The 16820-nt window shown below is 58.9% G+C and carries 14 protein-coding genes; 3 read left to right on the forward strand and 11 right to left on the reverse strand.

Annotation, left to right across the window (positions count from 1 at the left end):
* Positions 1-228: 228 nt before the first annotated feature.
* The 10 genes from DWV20_RS09225 to DWV20_RS09270 all read right to left on the reverse strand — a co-directional run bounded on the left by DWV20_RS09225 (position 229) and on the right by DWV20_RS09270 (position 11815).
* Complete coding sequence (locus tag DWV20_RS09225; protein WP_117821523.1) at positions 229-696, reverse strand: YfcE family phosphodiesterase; 468 nt, start codon at positions 694-696, stop codon at positions 229-231.
* A 96-nt stretch (positions 697-792) separates the two neighbouring features.
* A complete protein-coding gene (locus DWV20_RS09230; protein ID WP_006235156.1) occupies positions 793-1509 on the reverse strand; it encodes a LytTR family DNA-binding domain-containing protein in 717 nt (238 codons plus the stop codon).
* Positions 1510-1581: 72 nt separating this feature from the next.
* Positions 1582-2925 carry a histidine kinase gene (locus DWV20_RS09235; RefSeq protein WP_006235157.1) on the reverse strand — a complete coding sequence of 448 codons (1344 nt, stop codon included), beginning with the start codon at positions 2923-2925 and terminating at the stop codon, positions 1582-1584.
* On the reverse strand, positions 2922-4109 hold the full coding sequence (locus tag DWV20_RS09240) for a glycosyltransferase (RefSeq protein WP_118256851.1): 1188 nt from the start codon (positions 4107-4109) through the stop codon (positions 2922-2924). Before DWV20_RS09240 ends, DWV20_RS09235 begins: the two co-directional genes overlap by 4 nt.
* 171 nt (positions 4110-4280) lie before the next feature.
* Positions 4281-5540, reverse strand: coding sequence for an MFS transporter (locus tag DWV20_RS09245; protein WP_118256852.1), 1260 nt, complete (start codon positions 5538-5540; stop codon positions 4281-4283).
* A gap of 101 nt (positions 5541-5641) precedes the next feature.
* On the reverse strand, positions 5642-6586 hold the full coding sequence (locus DWV20_RS09250; RefSeq protein ID WP_118256853.1) for a zinc dependent phospholipase C family protein: 945 nt from the start codon (positions 6584-6586) through the stop codon (positions 5642-5644).
* A 92-nt stretch (positions 6587-6678) separates the two neighbouring features.
* A complete protein-coding gene (locus tag DWV20_RS09255) occupies positions 6679-7413 on the reverse strand; it encodes a LytTR family DNA-binding domain-containing protein (RefSeq protein WP_118256854.1) in 735 nt (244 codons plus the stop codon).
* A 38-nt stretch (positions 7414-7451) separates the two neighbouring features.
* Entirely contained in the window at positions 7452-8837 is a 1386-nt protein-coding gene (locus DWV20_RS09260) for a sensor histidine kinase (protein ID WP_233539817.1), read from the reverse strand.
* Positions 8838-8954: 117 nt separating this feature from the next.
* Positions 8955-10232, reverse strand: a complete 1278-nt coding sequence (locus DWV20_RS09265) for an amidohydrolase family protein (RefSeq protein WP_118256856.1) — start codon at positions 10230-10232, stop codon at positions 8955-8957.
* Positions 10233-10363: 131 nt separating this feature from the next.
* Positions 10364-11815, reverse strand: coding sequence for an APC family permease (locus DWV20_RS09270; RefSeq protein WP_117564944.1), 1452 nt, complete (start codon positions 11813-11815; stop codon positions 10364-10366).
* Between the two features lie 565 nt (positions 11816-12380).
* On the opposite strand from DWV20_RS09270, the gene DWV20_RS10095 reads away from it, so the two are divergent.
* Positions 12381-13211, forward strand: coding sequence for a C39 family peptidase (locus DWV20_RS10095; RefSeq protein ID WP_233539818.1), 831 nt, complete (start codon positions 12381-12383; stop codon positions 13209-13211).
* A gap of 373 nt (positions 13212-13584) precedes the next feature.
* Here the strand turns inward: DWV20_RS10095 and arcC are convergent, their stop codons facing one another.
* Complete coding sequence (arcC, locus tag DWV20_RS09280) at positions 13585-14547, reverse strand: carbamate kinase (protein ID WP_099432554.1); 963 nt, start codon at positions 14545-14547, stop codon at positions 13585-13587.
* Between the two features lie 435 nt (positions 14548-14982).
* Here arcC and DWV20_RS09930 point away from each other — a divergent pair, with 435 nt between their 5' ends.
* The gene (locus DWV20_RS09930; RefSeq protein WP_158566372.1) at positions 14983-15132 is read left to right on the forward strand and encodes a hypothetical protein; all 150 of its coding nucleotides are present in this window, start codon (positions 14983-14985) and stop codon (positions 15130-15132) included.
* A gap of 107 nt (positions 15133-15239) precedes the next feature.
* Positions 15240-16601 carry an ATP-binding protein gene (locus tag DWV20_RS09285; protein ID WP_118256857.1) on the forward strand — a complete coding sequence of 454 codons (1362 nt, stop codon included), beginning with the start codon at positions 15240-15242 and terminating at the stop codon, positions 16599-16601.
* Positions 16602-16820: the final 219 nt, after the last annotated feature.

The following is a 16820-nucleotide window of genomic DNA, read 5'->3' on the forward strand; positions in this document are numbered from 1 at the left end:
ATTAAGTGCTTTCCTTTGCGTGCGGAACTCGCGACAAACTTAACCCCCGCCCTCAGCCCCGGAGACCCTCCCTGCCGTAACATTATTCAACCAGTTTTGCGGGCGTGCGCCGCTGCGCGGCTAGCCCGCGTGCTCCTCGGCGGGATTGGTCTGATGGATTTTGTTGAACTTTGACCTTTGGCTCAAAGAAAACGGGGGACGCATCTGCATCCCCCGTTTTTGTTGCGGTTAGTCTAGGTCAATAAACTTGGTGCTTATAATCTTGCCGTCTTTTACTAGCATTCTGGCCATGGTGGGGCCTCGGGTGCCTCTGGGGTAGCTGGCGCTACCCGGGTTGAGGACTAAGCAGCGGCCCACTTGGGCTTCTTTGGTTACGTGGGTGTGACCGTTGATGGCTACGTCTACGGATCCCACCGGAAGGTCTTCGCGGTAGTGGGCTACGGCGAATTTGAGGCCTTCGTAGGTAAAGAGCGCAAGACGGTCTACATCGGGGCCGTAGTCGCGGTAGTAATCGTTGTTGCCCAGTACGGCCCGCACGGGGGCGATGGTGCATAGGTGCTCGTAGTCCATCTCTGACGTGAGGTCGCCGGCGTGGATAATCAGGTCTGCGCCCTCAAGCTCATCCAGGAGCGCAGGCGAAAGATAGCCGTGGGTGTCCGAGATGATGTCGATACGCTTGGCGCTTGCGCTGTTCATGGGATCCCTTCCGCAAAAAACGATTCGGCAGATACATACAAAAAAGGCCCCACGGCTCCGCAGACGATGGGTCTACAGGGCTGCGGGGCCAGTGTGCTAGAGACTCAGGGCCTTCTTGAGCGGCACGACGCGGCGGCGCGAAACCGGCACGCGTTCGTCGACGCCCGTAATACCCAGCTGAATGGCGCCCGAGGGCACCGTCTCGACGTCCGTGACGCACGCCAAGTTGACGATATAGCGGCGGTGAACACGGAAGAAGCCAAAGTCGCAGAGCTTGGCCTCGAACTGCGCCAGCGAGGTCGTCGACAAAAAGCGATCATCGACGGTATAGATGCAGGAGTAATCGTCCTTGGCCATGATAAAGCGAATGTCGTCCACGGGAATGAGCACCTTGCGGCCGCCCTTTTCCACCGGGATACGCTCGATGGTCACCTTGCTGTCCGTAACCGGCTTGGCGCGTTGCATGACCTTCTCGATCGCGCGATCCAACCGAGCTTCCTCAACCGGCTTCATCAGATAATCGACGGCATCCACGTCGAATGCCTCGACCGCATGGTCACTATACGCAGTCACAAACACGATCGCCGGCGGATTTTTGAGCTTATGCAGCGCCTCGGCAAGTTGCAGGCCCGAGGCACCGGGCATCGAGATATCGAGAAACACGACATCCACGCGACTTTCCATAAGCATCTCGATGGCGGAGCGGACGCTCGACGCCTCCGTGATCGTGCCGATCTTGCCCGTTTGCTCGAGCAGGAAGCGAAGCTCCGAGCGAGCCGGCGCCTCATCATCCACAATCATCGCACGCAGCATAGGGATAAAACCTTTCGTCAACTAACTACGCCGGGCATCCGTCGCATGACGTTGAGCCCGTAGCCTTTTATTTTACTCTTGAATGTCAAAGATGCTCTCTGACAAATCAAGATGAAGGAGCACTTTGGTGCCCTTGCCCGGCGCCGATTCGACACGCGTATAGGAGTGCGGCCCATAAAAGCGATGGATGCGCTCCGAAATATTGTGCATGGCCACACCGGCGCCGCCACCCTGGGGAGAGCTGGCGTCGGGACGGGCAGAGCGCTCGTCAAACAGTCTGGCGGCGGTACCCTCATCCATGCCCACGCCATTATCGGCCACGGCAATCAAGATTGCATCCTCGCCGTCTTGGTGAACGGTCACGTCGATCCTCAGGGCGTCGTCATCGCCCATACCATGACGTACGGCGTTCTCGACAATCGGCTGGATCACGAACGCCGGCACCAGCGTATCTTCCACGTCCTCGGACACATCGAACGTCGCAAGCACGCGGTCCTCGCCAAAGCGGGCCTTCTCAAAGGTAAGGTAGCGCTTGGTCTGTGCGACCTCGCGCGAGACCGGAATAAGCGATCCCGAGTTGTCGAGTGTGGCACGATAGAACGATGAGAACTCACGAAGCAGTTCGCGGGCCCGCAGCGGGTCGGTGCGCGTAAACGATGCAATGGTGTTCAGCGTGTTGAACAGGAAGTGCGGGTTAATCTGCGCCTGCAGCGCACGCACCTCGGCGCGCGCCGTGAGCTCCTTTTGCACCTCGAGCTCGTGGATGGCGAGCTGCGTGGACAAGATCTCGGCAAAGCCCGAGGCAAGCGCGTACTGGGTACGGTCGACGGCGCGCGGGGTCTTGTAGTAGAACTTGAGCGTACCGACGGTACGATCGCCCACCTTGATGGGGGCGATAATGCCGGCGGGGACTTGGTTGTGCGAGCCGTCCGAGCCCACGACATCCACCATACGGTTGAACGACTGCACGATGCCATGTTCGATAACGTAGCGTGTGGCAAGCGTGTGGATGGGAGTATCGGGCAGCAGTTTTTCCTCAAACTCGCCCGCGCAGGCAAGCACGTTGTCCTCGTCGGTGATGGCCACCGTCATGGCGCGCGTCTCGGGCAAAATGCGCCGGCACACCAAACGCGCCGACTCCTGCGTCAGACCGCCCTTAATGTCCTCGAGCATGGCCGAGGCCACCGAGAGCGTCTCCTCGGTGTACTGGGAGCGCACCGAATCGGGATTGAGCGTCAAAAAGATAAAGATGCACAGAAAGATGCACAGCAGCGCGCAGGCAATCACCGTGGCGATCGGCTCGATACCGGTCACCAAGGCGAAAATAAAGTACACCAGCACGCAAATGGCGCAGGCGACGGCAATGATGCGAAAGATTGATATTGAACTATCGCGCTGGGCGCGGCGGTCGATCATTCAGTCCCCTCCAGGATGCTGGTCAGTTGTGCGTCACGCCAGAGACCGTCCATAATCTTGGGCCAAAAGCTCTGGAAACGCAGGTAGCTTGCAGCGTTTTGGCGTGCATAGGCCTTTGCCTCGTCGATACCATGGCGCCAGATGCGCAGGTAGCCCTCATGCTCGCGGGTAAACACGCTGCGGACCATAGCGGTCTTGCGCACGCGGTCGTCGAGCTCGCGCGAAATCCACGGGCCCGGGTAGGGCATGAGCGATGCCGCCGTAACGGGAATGAGCTCCTTTTGATGCGCGGCGAATGTCAACTTGGCCCGTTCGTAGTACCAACGGTATACATCCTGCATAAAGCGCGGTGAGCGCTTCTCGGACTCGGGCGGCAGATGGCGCACGGTCCACTCGTTATCGAACCACACGTCGTAGCCAAACATGCGCATGTTAAAGAGGTAATCCAAGTCCTCGCCGCGGGTGATAAACGGGTCAAAGGCCACACGCGTAAAGGCGCGGGCGTGCAGGGCCATCAGGCCGCCGCACACGTAGTTGGAGCGCGAGATGCGGGTGCCCGAGAGCGCCTTTTTCATCCAACGGTTGAACTCGATGCGCTTGGTCCACCAACGATGGCAGATGCCCACCTTGTCCGTGGGCGCCAGCGGCGAGCCGTCGCGATCGTAGAAATAGCCGCTCTTGACCAAGATCGGCAAGCCCTGACGCGTCTGCTGCCCCAACGCATAGGTCGCGCGCTTCATAAAGTCGGCGTCGATGACAGTCTCATCGTCATCCAAAAAGATAACCGCGTCATGCCCCAGCACAGCGGCACAGGCTAGCCCCATGTTGCGGATGGCACCGTAACCTCGCAGGCTCACGCACTCGCCCGAACCCTTGGGCGCGATCTGAGCAACCCGGTCTGCGATGCGCGAGGCCTGGGTGTTGGTAACAACGGTGACCTTGAGCGTGGGATGCGCGTCGACAATCTCGTGCACGCGCAGCGACACATCGGCTGTGGCAGAAACGGGACAGACCACCAAAAGGATGATGCGCGGGATGTCACGTACCTGCTCAAGCGAGGCCAGGCAGCGGTCGAGTTCGGGATTGTCGGCGTTGAGTCGGGTCGAATGGTCATAGGTGCCAGGGGCGTTTGCGCAAGCGTCGTCGCCCGCCCAATACGTTGGAATCACGACTGTGGCGTTCATGCCTTACCCTCCCTGCAACACAAAAACGGGACGCCGCCAAACACAGGCGACGCCCCGCGACCTAGCTGATTCCATCATACCCACTTGGGCAAATCATTGCTCGCAAGTCACAATGTTTATTGCGGATAACCCCAAAAGAGTACCGTGGACAGGCACAATAGCCGCTCGCTCCTATGCGGCATGCTCTGCCGCCCGAGTCATGCGGGACAGGCGGACCAGCAGCATAAAGCCAACGACCAGCAGCACACCAATGGAAAGGACGCCCAGCGACGGGTTGCCGGTCAGCGAGGTGACGACCGACACCAGGAAGGTGCCCATAACGCTTGCATAACGACCAAAGATGTCAAAGAAGCCGTAGTACTCGTTGGACTTTTCCTTGGGGATAATGCGGCCAAAGTAGCTACGGCTGAGCGCCTGCACGCCGCCCTGGAACAGGCCGACCAAAATGGCAAGCACCCAAAATTCAAAGGCGGTCTTGAGGAAGAACGCGGCGAACAGCACAATGCCCATGTAGGCGGCGACCGCCACCAGGATCATGTTGAGCGTGCCCACGCGTCCGGCGAGCTTGCCATAGATGATGGCGGACGGAAAAGCAACAAACTGCGTGACGAGCAGCGCCAGGACCAGCTGCGTCGAATCGATGCCCAAGGCCGATCCGTAACTGGTGGCCATGGAAATGACTGTGTGCACACCGTCGATATAGAAGAAGAACGCGATCATGTAGACCAGCACGGTCTTGTTGTGGGCGATCTCGCGCATGGTGTGTCCGACCTCGGAGAACACACCGCCCACGATGTGGCCGATGGTGTCCTCGGGACCGCGCTCGCGACCGTACTTTTGCTTATAGGTGCGAATGAGCGGCAGGGTAAAGATGAGCCACCAGGCACCAGTGATGATAAACGACAGACGCGTTGCCAGCATGGTGGGGACGCCAAGAGCGGGGCCACCCATGATAAGCGCCAGGCAGATGATGAACGGCACGGTGGAACCGATGTAGCCCCAGGCATAACCCGAGCTGGACACGGCGTCCATGCGCTCGTCGGTGGTAATGTCGGGCAGCATGGCGTCGTAGAACGTCATAGAAGAGTTGAGGCCGATGGTGCACAGCACGTACACAGTCAAAAATGCCATGGCGGACATTGGGATAGCCTGCGCCAGACAAAGAACCAGGCCCGTGAGGAAGAAGCCCAAGAAGAACCTGATCTTGTTGCCGGCGTAATCGGCAAGCGCGCCTAGAATGGGCATGAGCATGGCAATGACCAGCGAGGCAATCGTCTGCGCGTTGCCCCAAGCGACCACCAGGTCTGCCGAGGAAGCACCGGTATTGATGGCGTTAAAGTAGATGGGCACCACCGAGGTATTGAGCAGCACGAGGGCCGAGTTTCCCACATCGTACATGACCCAGTTACGCTCGAGCTTGGTGTATTTCATGGACAGGGACCCTTCGTATTCGCCCGATATGCAGTTAGTTCATCGTACCCCAATTGCACAGAGGCACCGGTAAGGATTCGGCAAAGAGACAGGAGCGGGCCCTACTCCTCGCGGTCGAACTCCTCGTCGGTGCCGAGCACGCGGCCGCTGTAGTTGACGTGACCGGTCACGGCCTCCATGTCGCCTGTTTCGATGAATCGGGCGACCGTGCACTCGTAATCGACCAGCGCGCGGTCAAAGACCTCGGGGAAACTCTCATTCGAGACCTCATCGGTAAAGGGATTCTTCCATGCCAAGTGGCCCAGGTTACCGGTGCGCTCGGGCAGCTCCGTCGTCACGCGATGGGCAAGGCCGTCGAGCAGCGAGTAGTCGTGCACCAAGCCCTCAACCAGCGAGATCGCGCGCGTCTTTGCGGAGCCGGCCGGCTCAATCGCGCGGTAAAGTCGCTGCATATTGGCAACGGCGGCACCGTACTCCCCCGCCGGAATGTCAATGCCGTACACGCGTCCGGCAACATAGCTCATCAGCACGCCGGCCACGCGATTGATGCGATCGGTGGTGACGATCTCGCCCGCCGGCGGGTAATCGTCAACCGTAGCGCCATCGCGTTTAAGCTGCAGCATCAGCACATCCAGGTCGCTCTCGATCACGGCATGGACCTGACTGCTCGAATCCTCAAGCTCTGAATCGGACTCCACGATGCCAAACTGCTGCTCATAGACAAAGGGGTGGGCGTTGCGGTCGAGCACGTAATGAGACAGCAGGCCCAGCGCAAAGGCACGACCCAAGCTGGCGTCGCGCGGCAGCAGATGCGACACGCCGTCGCGCAGGCACGCGAACTGGCGAGACATGCGCGACCGATGCATGACCTGCGCCAGCAGCGTGCAGTCGGAAACACGCGGTGTCAGAATGTGAAAGAAAAACGGGTCGGGGCCTTGGTTGCCCAAGATAAAGGCAATGCGCTCTTCATCGGACGTTATGACGCCCTGCGGAAGACGGTCGATGCTTTCCTCGCCAAACAGATGATGGGTGATAAGCGCGGGCATAATGATCCTTTCGATTTCATTCGATGCCACCCATTATGCCCACCGCGCGCCCATGCCAAACCTGCGATGGTAAACGACAGCACGCAGACCGTCTACGCAAGCCCCAAGTGTGCTTTAACCTCGGCGGCACGACGACGGGACACCGGCACCGTCGAGCTCACGCGGTCGAGCCTGAGCTCCATCAACCCCGTGGAACCAATCTCAACATTGTGCACGTCTTCCAAATTGACCAGATAGCTCCGATGAACGCGAATAAAGCCCTCGGAGCCCAAGCGACGCTCGAGCGAAGAGATCGACTCATTGATCAGGTAGGTTCCCTCGGCGCAGATGGCGTTGCAAAAATCGGCGCGCGCCTCAAAGTAGCAGACGTCTGCGACGGGAATGAACACCTTTTTGCCCCCGCGGTCCACCGTCAGACGCAAAGGCTGGCGCGGAGCGTGGATAACACGACGGACACCCAAGGCCGCCTCGATCTTGTCGAGTGCCTTTGACAGGCGTGCGTCCTCAACCGGCTTGACGACATAATCGACGGCATCGAGGTTATAGGCATCAGCCGCATACTCGGCAAATGCCGTCACAAACACCACGACCGGCGGCGTCTTTAGGTTCTGCAGCGTCTCGGCAAGCTCAATTCCCGAGCGACCGGGCATGGTAATGTCTAAAAACAACACGTCGGGCTTGTTCGACAGAATCGACTCCACGGCTTCGGTGACATTGCCCGCCTCGGCAATCTGACCCACACGCGTATCCTTTTCCAACAGATAGCGTAGCTCAGCCCTAATTGGGGGCTCGTCATCAACCACCAAGATGTTCCAGCCTTCGAACATATGTGCTTCCCCTCTTTTTCTCTCAATCCAACCGCGTGCTACGCCGTCAACGGCGCCGGCTCATGCGGCTCGCCGTTCAGCTCGACGATGACCTGCGTTCCCACGCCCTCCTGGGACTTCACGCGCATGCCGGAATCTTCTCCGTAAAAGAAATGGATGCGCTGAAGCACGTTGAAGAGCGCCAGGCCGCAACCTCGCTTGACGGAGCCGTCGGCGGTAATGCTCTCGGGCTCCTCTCGGCGATGTTGCTCAAACAGATGCGCGCAGACCTCTTCGCTCATACCGATGCCGTCGTCCTCGACGATGATCTCCAAACCGTCATCGGTCTCGAAAGCCCTAACATGAATAGAAAGCGGCTCGGTCTCGCGCTGCGCGTGCTTGATGCAGTTTTCGAGCAACGGCTGCAAGATAAACGGCGGCACCATGCAATCGCGCACCTCAAAGTCGATATCGACCGAGACGCGCAGACGGCCGTCGCCATACCGGGCCTGCATAAGATTGATATAACGGGTGCCCTGTTCCACCTCGTGCTCGAGCGTGGTGAGCGTATCGGAGTCAGAAAGCGTCTGACGATAGTAATTGGAAAAATCGATGAGCAGCGATCGCGCCTTGTCGGGCTCGGTTCGAACGAGCGACACGATCGTGCTAATGGTGTTGAACAGAAAATGCGGGTCGACCTGCGACTGCAGGGCCCGAAGCTCCACGCGGGCTGTGAGCTCGTCCTGGCGCTCGAGCTCAAAGCTGGCGAGCTGCGTGGAGATGAGGTCGGCAAAACCCGAGGCCAACGCCGTCTGGCGCATATCGATGCTGCTCAGGCGGGGATAGTACAGCTCGAGCGTACCCACGCAATGCCCGCGCACGGTAAGCGGCGCGACAATGCCGGCGCGCAGGCGGGGAAAATAGCCGCCCGTCTCATTGGAGGCGTCGCGCGAAAATACACTCTGCTCGCCGGACTCGACCACGTTGAGCGTGGTCTTGAGCACAACCGGGGTGCCGGCAGGGCACTTTGCCGAGTCCTCGCCCCAGCTTGCCAACACCTGTTTGCCATCGGTAAAGCAGATGGCAGAGGCGATGGTCTCGGACAGGATAATTTTAGAGGCGCCCAGGGCCGCTTCGGGCGTAAGGCCGCGCGACGTGTAGGCGAATATTTTTGATGCGATGGCGAGCGTACGGTCGGTTGCGCTCGATGTGAGGTCGTCGGGGACCACAAAGACATACGAGAAAAAGAAGCACAGCATGACCAGGCCGGCAATAACGACAACGCCCGGAACGGGATTGGGATTATCGGTTAAATCCCAGATAAGCAGCAGGATAAGCGCCGGAACGACAATACCGAGCAGGATGGCCTGAACCACATGCTGGGCCGTACGAAAGACCTTGGTAGAGTTGTAGCTCTTGCCCAGAATCAGCCTGTTTAAATCCACCGTCATCCCCTCTTGTCCTTAGCACCCATAGCAATAAAGAGGGCCGCAAGCGACCCTCTCCATTGCATTATGCAATCAAAAACTGTGTTTTACATCCAGCCATCGACAAACGGTATCTTAGGCGCTGTATTTGTTGGCCTCGCCAAAGGTGCCAGCCTCGACGATCCAGCCGTCCTTCATGATGACGTCCATGTTGTCGGTGTTGAGCACGTGAATGTCAGCGGCGACGTCACCGTTGACGACCAGCAGGTCGGCGCACTTGCCGGCCTCGATGGAACCGGTCTCGTCCTCGATGTGGCACATCTTGGCACCGTTGAGGGTGGCGCAGGTGATGGTCTCGACCGGGGTGAAGCCGATCTTGTCGACGAACTCGTACATCTCCTCGATGGAGCAGGTGCCGTACGGGGTGACGAAGGAGAAGGAGTCGGAGCCGATCGTCATGACGACGCCGCGCTTCTTGGCCTCGCGCAGGCAGTCGTAGTTGCGCTGCAGCTCCTTCTCGACCAGGGTGCCCTCGTACTTGTCGTGCAGCTCGGGGACGTAGACGGGCGGATAGGTGGCGTACCAGGTGGGCAGGAAGGCGATCGTCGGGGTGAAGAAGGTGCCCTGCTCGGCCATGAGGTCCATGGTGCGCTCATCGATATCGAAGCCGTGGATCAGCTGTTCGCAGCCAAAGCGGACAGAATCGTAGGCAGCGGCGTGGTTGTTGTAGCAGTGGCTCCACACGGGGATGCCGACCATCTTGGCCTCTTCGACCACGGCCTGGATCTCCTCGGAGCAGTAGTGCTGGTCGCGACCGGAGTCCCAGCGCCAGATGCCGCCACCGGTAGCCCAGATCTTGATGGCATCGGGGTTCTCGCGCAGGCGACGACGGACGGCCTTGCGCAGATCCCAAGGACCGTCGACCTGATCGCCCCAGGGGTGCGATTCCTTGTTGAGCTCCTGGCTGCAGTGGTGGGAGTCGCCGTGGCCGGCAACGCGGCAGAAGCCAAGGCCGGTGGCCAGAACGCGCGGGCCCTTGAAGACGCCCTTGTCGATGCAGTCACGGATCTGGATACCAAAGCGGCCGATCTCGCAGACGGTGGTGAGGCCGTGGGTGAGGCAGTCGTAGGCCTGCTTGACGGCGACGGCCTGCTTCTCGAGGAGCGGCTGCATGACCCAGTCGGTGTCATCGTCGGTCAAGTTGCCCGAGAAGTGCAGGTGGGTGTCGATCAGGCCGGGAAGGACGGTCTTGCCGGCGGCATCGATAACCTCAACGCCCTCAGGAAGGTCCTGCATAGTGCCGGCGTACTCGATCTTGCCGTTGTCGTCGACGAGAATGAGGGAGTTCTCGACCGGCTCGGCACCGGTACCGTCGATGAGCTTGCCGCCAACGATTGCATACTTAGTGGACATGGTTCCTCCTTATGGATCCATATAGTGGGCGAGGCCGTGTTGGGTTAAGGCCTCACAAAGCTACCCAAGTGGTGCCGGGTTCGGTGCGCGGGAGAGAGGATTCCGCGCACCCGATCCGCCCCGGCCAGGCGTTACTTTTTGCGGGAATTGGTGAAAGCCATGAGGGCCAGGCCAACAGCCAACCAGCCGATCACGATGCTCCACTCCACCATGTTGAGGGAGGCGGGAGAGAACGGGATCACGAGCAGGCCAATGATGGTGCCGCAGGCAACGATAGCGAGGCTGATGCCAAACTTGCCGCCGGGCACCTCGTAGGGACGAGGCAGGTCGGGCTCGGTGAAGCGCATGCGCAGGCAAGCGAGGGCGACCATGCCGCAGGAGAAGATGAAGGCGAGAGCCGACACGTTGGTCAGAGGGATGAGCATGTTCTTGCCCAGGAACGGACCGACGACGGTGATGACGCCCAGAACGACGCAGGCGAGCTTGGGAGCGCCGGACTTGGGATCGACCTCGGCGAACTTCTCGGGCAGCTGGCCCTTTCGGCCCATGGCGAGCATGATGCGGCTCGTGGCGCCGTAGAAGGAGTTCATCGGGCCCATGGGTCCAAGCGTGGCGATGACGAGCATGGCCAGGTACAGGAGCATGTTGATGCCCTTGAGGCAGGCAAGCGCGGGAACCGGGCTCTTAACAAACTCATGCCAGTCGAGGATGGTGCCGAACGAGTAGATGCAAACCATGTAGAAGCCGCCTGCGGCCAGCAGGGCCAGGGAGATGATCTTGCCGAACTTGTTCCAGTTGAGGCCCTCGGCCGCTTCCTCAGCCTGCTGAGGAATGGTGTCGAAACCGGCGTAGAAGAACGGGGTCAGAACCAGGACCGAAACGATGCCTGCGAACAGGCTGGTGCCCTCGGTAGCAGGCTTGCCGCCGCCAGCACCGGTGACCTGGGAGAACACGGGCATGGCGTTGTCCGGCGAGCCGGTGAACAGCGAGACGCCCATGGCGAGCAGCATGCCGCAGAGCAGGGCCTTGGTCAGGAAGGCTTGCAGCTTGGCGGCCGAGCTGGCACCGCGGAAGTTGAGGAAGATGACGTAAGTTGCAAAACCGAGCGCGATCAGCGTCGGGAACAAGTAAACGTCGGCGCCCAGGATGGTGTAGAGCTTGACGGCGCGCAGCCACTCAAGGCCGGGCAGGCTGCCGAACATCTCGGACACGAGGGTCGAGATGGCGATGGCCTCCCACGGGCACAGGATGCCGTTGCCCAAGGCCAGGAGCCAGCCGGTGATGTAGCTCATCGTACGGCCAAAGCTACGATCGACATACTCGACGATGCCGCCCGAGATGGGGATAGCAGCCGTGAGCTCACCGAAAACAGCTCCGACGGGCACGAGGAAGATTGCACCCAAGAGGAATGCGATCATAGCGGGAACGGGACCGCCGCCCACGACCATCCAGTCGCCGACCTGCAGAACCCAACCGGTACCGATGATGGCACCGAAACCGATGGTGAAGAAGTTCCAGAGCGAAAGCGTTTTCTTCATGCCACCGTTACCTTCGACTGCAACTTCTGCGTTCTTGTCCGCCATTGTTCCCCTCCTTTCCTTATTGACGCCTCTTTGACGTCACCCCTTGCGCGGTCTGTTTTGCCGCGCGCTTTTATTTCGTGGCTTTAAGATACGACCTCGGCGCCGCGCTGGCGCTTATGGCTCGACCGAAGGCAGAACTGCAAAACGAGCGGCGCCGTTTTTGGGACGAACGGCACGGTTTGCCGCTCATTGTTGTCGCCCGTCCGACGGGCGTACGCTCATCGGACGCATAGAGAGATGTTTTTGAGGCCGTGTGTTTTGCGCCTTTCGTACCGTTTACCGAGCTTTTGACGCGCGGACCCATTTGTTGCACATCTTTTTTGTAGGATAGACAGGTTATACATGAGACAAGGCGGTACGAATGGCATACGGATACAACGACGGTGATCAACGGCGACAAAGCGTTCGCCTTGCTGGCCGCACCACGCCGACGCCCAGAAGTGCCACGAGCAGCAATCCGCAACGCCCTCAAGAGCAACCCAGGCCTTCGTCTCGGCAGCAGACAAACAGAACACGGCAGAGTGGCCGTCCGAGCACGGGCACAAGCGCACAGCAAGATAGCCGCTTGGGCGCGCGCACTCGACAGCGCCAAGCCGAGGTTCCGCAACTGCGCCGCAACGGCGCACGTCAGCCCGGTAGCCATATCAACCGCTTCTTTTCGCATCCCCAAGGCGGACGCGACGGCAAGCCCTACCGCTCGACATCGTACGTGAATGCCCCTGCCCTGCCGGCTCGTCGGCTTTGCCTCGCACTGTGCTCTATCCTCATCTGTCTGGTCTTTGTGCTTATGAGCTCCTGTATGTCCCACGGCTCGGCCGGTCTCGAGCCCACCGCTGAGGACAAGCTGCTCAAGGCCCCCGTCGCGCCCGGTTATTCTTTCGCCTTTTCGACCCCGCGCTCGCAATGGCAAGCCGGCACGATGCCCCATATCTATCAGATCGACCCTGCATGGTCGGAGCTGCCTTACGCCGGCGGTACCATCCGCCAAAATGCTTGCGGGCCTACGTGCCTCACCATGGTCTATATCTTTAAGACGGGACGCACCGATATGACCCCCGTCAATATGTGCGCGCTTTCCGAGGCAGGCAACTATGCCCCCACCGGCGCCACCGAATGGTCATTTATGACGCGCGGTGCGTGGCAGTTGGGACTTAACGGAACGGAGCTTCATAACGATCGCGACTCGATGACTCAGGTGCTGCGTTCGGGAGCGCCCGTCATCGCCGCCGTTCGGCCGGGCACCTTTACCAACGTGGGCCACTACATTGTGCTTTACGGTATTGACGACGCCGACCAGATTGAAGTCTTCGATCCCAACTCGGCCAGCCGCAGCGCCCGCCGCTTCGACTTCGTAGAGGTCCTCAACGAAGTCGAAGCCATGTGGGCCTACTACTAGTCACTGGGGACAGACTTAAATGAGTGGTCTCTGGATGCCCGGAACTGCTGGCACGGAAAGTGCACCCCGCTTTGAAGTTCGATAGCGGGATGCGCTTTCCGTTAGCGGCCTGTTTGGGAAACTGGGGGCCATTTTTCGGGCAAATTCCGGGATGTATTTTCCGGTTGAGGGCCCCGGGGAAACTGTGCCCCATTTTGGACGCTCATTGTGGGATGCACTTTCCGCAGTTGATTGGTGCTACTCATTTAAGTCTGTCCCCAATGACTACCGATAGCAAAAGCCCCGCGGCCGGAGCGGGCTGCGGGGCTCATGAAGAGAGGCTAGTTTGTGGGCGCTTTGCCTGGCGCCCACGAGAGAGGCAACAGAGTAGAGACTACTCGTGGATGCGAGTACCGGAGAGGCCGGCCATGGTCTCGGCGGCCTTGTCCAGGGCGCCGATGATGCAGGTGCGGCCCTTGCGGGAGCGGGCGAACTTGATGGCGGCGCGGACCTTGGGCTCCATGGAACCCTTGCCGAACTGGCCCTCGTCGGCCAGGCGCTCGGCCTCGTCGGCGGTGAGGTCCTCGAGCTCCTCCTGGTTGGGCTTGCCAAAGTTGATGGCGACATGCTCGACGGCGGTCAGCAGGAACAGAACGTCGGCGTCGCAGTCCTCGGCCAGCAGCTCGCCGCCCAGGTCCTTGTCGATGACGGCGGGAACGCCCTTGTAGCAGCCCTTGTTCTCGTAGTCGCGGACGACGGGGATGCCGCCGCCACCGCAGGCGATGACGATGAACTCGTTGTCGAGCAGGTTGAGGATGGAGTCAGCCTCGACGATCTTCTTGGGATCGGGGGAAGCGACGACGCGACGCCAGCCGCGGCCGGAATCCTCGACGAAGACCTTGGAGGGATCCTCGGCCATGAACTCCTTGGCCTGCTCCTCGGTGTAGAAGGGGCCGATCGGCTTGGTCGGGTTCTTGAACGCGGGATCGTCGGGGTCGCACTCGATCTGGGTGACGACGGTGGCGGCGTGCCAACGCTTATAGCGCTTGTGCATCTCGCGGCCGATGCCCTGCTGCAGGTGGTAGCCGATGTAGCCCTGGGACATGGCGCCGCACTCGGGCAGCGGCATCTCGGGGGTGCCGATGGCGTCGTGGGCGGCGGCGAAGGCGTTCTGGATCATGCCGACCTGCGGGCCGTTGCCGTGGGTGATGATGATCTCATTACCCTGCTCGATAAGACCGAGGAGGGCGTGGGCGGTGTTGCTCACGGCCTGGATCTGCTCGACGGGGTTGTTGCCGAGGGCGTTGCCGCCAAGGGCGACGACAATACGATCGGGCTTGCCAAGAGGCTTAGACATTGCTGGAATCCTTTCTGTAAAAGGCCTACAACCCATTAATAACCCGCGTCCGTGCGATACGCGAGTTTATTAAGGTTTATATTCTCTTTATCGCTCATTTTATTCATTTTGAAAACAGTTGAACGGTGAACGGTCGTTTTTACCCGCTCAGCGTAAGGAATCCCAGCTCACGCATGTTTACGTCATCTACGTGCGACTTTATTTAATTAGAGCAGAGATTAGGCTGGATTATGCAAACTATATCTTTGCTAAACACATAACCGACACTGCAATTATTTACTCGCACTATACGAGATTCTATGCACTTGCAAGACAAGTATGCACCCCTGCAATAACACGGGGCTTTTCATCCAACAAAAGGGATAGCCAATCGCGCTTCACCCCGCGGCAAGCGACTGTGAGTTTGCAGTATAGAACTTTACCGTCGGCTACTGCATGAACGCTGCCGACGCCCTTTCGCTCCTGCGCGCCCAAGCAGCCGAGAACGCTAACGGCGCCACTGCCAACTTGGCCACCCTCAACAACGGCGCCGCCAACCTTTTCGCAAAGTACCGTGCTGGCTCGCTGGCTTTGAGGCCTAAGTGAGCTTTGCTATTTGCCAATTTTTGTATGATTTGGGTCAAATCTATTTGCCAATTTTTGTATGATTAGGGGCAAATCTATTTGCAAATTTTTGTCATTGAGGGGTCTTAATGCTACGCCGTAAGGTCACTGACAGGCTTTTGAGCTGGAAGAACAACTCCAATAAAGCGTTGCTTGTCACTGGTACGCGTCAGATTGGCAAGAGCTATGCAATTCGCGCGTTTGGAAAGAGCAACTACGCTTCGTATTATGAGGTCAATCTGCTACTCGATGCCGAGGCAAGAGACGTACTTGTTGGCGCTAAGAACTCCATTGACTTCATCAACCGTGTGGCCCTTCTTGCGGATGCACCGCTTGTTGAAGGAGACACGCTTATCTTCGTCGATGAGATTCAGGAGTATCCACAGATCGTTACACTTATGAAGGCGCTGGTCGAGGACGGACGCTTTAGCTATGTCTTCTCGGGGTCTATGCTTGGGACTGAGTTTAAGGGAATCTCTTCTTTTCCGGTGGGGTATGTCGAGCACATTGTTATGCGACCGATGGATTTTGAAGAGTTCTGTTGGGCAAACAGCATCAGCGAGAATGTGCTTGCAGACATTCGCAGCTGCCTTGTCGAGAGACGTCCCGTCGAAAACTATATTCATGAGGCGATGCTCAAAAACTTTAGAGCCTATATCGTTTGCGGCGGCATGCCAGAGGTCGTTCAGAACTATATCGATTCGGGCTATTCGCTCGTGAGAACGCGTGAGCTTCAAATTCAGCTAGTCGATCAGTACAAAAGCGATATCTCTAAATATGCATCGACTCGAGCGTTTAACGTTCGCTCCATTTTCGAGCAAATTCCCGTTCAGCTCGAGGCGGAATCCCATCGCTTTATTGTTTCGTCTCTGGGTGAGGGGGCTCGTCTTCAAAAATACAAGCAAGATTTCCTATGGCTTGTTAACGCAGGCGTCGGTTTGATGGTCGCCCAGGCGACGGAGGCACGGAGTCCTCTTAAGAGGACAGAGAAGGCGACCGCCTTCAAACTATACGAGTCCGATACAGGAATGCTCGCATCGCGATATCCCGGCAGCACGGCACGCGCTGTATATCTAGATATGAAAACCCCCAACCTCGGCGGTCTCTATGAAAACGTGGTCGCGCAGGAACTCGTTGCCCTCGGGGCGGATGCGTGGTACTACCAGACGCGTGAAGTCGGTGAAGTTGACTTTGTGGTCGAAGGCACCCGCGGGCACGTTGTCCCAATCGAGGTCAAATCGGGCAAGAAGGTTCGATCCCATGCGGCCCTCGATCGCCTGATGAGTGTGGGCGAGTACAAGATTCCCGAGGCCGTTGTGCTGAGCCACGAAAACCTTAGCGAAGAGGGCAAGATCCTGTACGTTCCAATCTATATGACATTCTGCCTCGATGAGTTTATGGAAAAGGACGACCCCAACAACGACTTCTCGTTTGCACCCATATCTCTCTAGGCCATCTGGGTCCGCAACCAGGTCCCCCTCTATGCCCAAAGCAGCGCGTGGTTTCGCGGCAAAGCCGCGAAACAGCGACCGGGACAAGACACCCCACCAACCACGTCCCTCATTCAGCCCCACAATCCGAGGACGTAGTCGTAGCAGGATCTGAGGGCTGACCTTCGCGGACATTCCGCACACTGATATCTTCTGTATTGAAGACGTCGATGATGCACC

Origin of the sequence: Collinsella sp. AF02-46-1, assembly GCF_003465825.1 — a bacterium.
In the GTDB taxonomy this organism is placed as follows: Bacteria; Actinomycetota; Coriobacteriia; order Coriobacteriales; family Coriobacteriaceae; genus Collinsella.

Bases quoted from the DNA above. Each gene is read 5' to 3' on its own strand.
- DWV20_RS09225 (WP_117821523.1), bottom strand. From the start codon at position 696: ATGAACAGCGCAAGCGCCAAGCGTATCGACATCATCTCGGACACCCAC.
- DWV20_RS09230 (WP_006235156.1), bottom strand. From the start codon at position 1,509: ATGCTGCGTGCGATGATTGTGGATGATGAGGCGCCGGCTCGCTCGGAG.
- DWV20_RS09235 (WP_006235157.1), bottom strand. From the start codon at position 2,925: ATGATCGACCGCCGCGCCCAGCGCGATAGTTCAATATCAATCTTTCGC.
- DWV20_RS09240 (WP_118256851.1), bottom strand. From the start codon at position 4,109: ATGAACGCCACAGTCGTGATTCCAACGTATTGGGCGGGCGACGACGCT.
- DWV20_RS09245 (WP_118256852.1), bottom strand. From the start codon at position 5,540: ATGAAATACACCAAGCTCGAGCGTAACTGGGTCATGTACGATGTGGGA.
- DWV20_RS09250 (WP_118256853.1), bottom strand. From the start codon at position 6,586: ATGCCCGCGCTTATCACCCATCATCTGTTTGGCGAGGAAAGCATCGAC.
- DWV20_RS09255 (WP_118256854.1), bottom strand. From the start codon at position 7,413: ATGTTCGAAGGCTGGAACATCTTGGTGGTTGATGACGAGCCCCCAATT.
- DWV20_RS09265 (WP_118256856.1), bottom strand. From the start codon at position 10,232: ATGTCCACTAAGTATGCAATCGTTGGCGGCAAGCTCATCGACGGTACC.
- DWV20_RS09270 (WP_117564944.1), bottom strand. From the start codon at position 11,815: ATGGCGGACAAGAACGCAGAAGTTGCAGTCGAAGGTAACGGTGGCATG.
- arcC (WP_099432554.1), bottom strand. From the start codon at position 14,547: ATGTCTAAGCCTCTTGGCAAGCCCGATCGTATTGTCGTCGCCCTTGGC.
- DWV20_RS09930 (WP_158566372.1), top strand. From the start codon at position 14,983: ATGAACGCTGCCGACGCCCTTTCGCTCCTGCGCGCCCAAGCAGCCGAG.
- DWV20_RS09285 (WP_118256857.1), top strand. From the start codon at position 15,240: ATGCTACGCCGTAAGGTCACTGACAGGCTTTTGAGCTGGAAGAACAAC.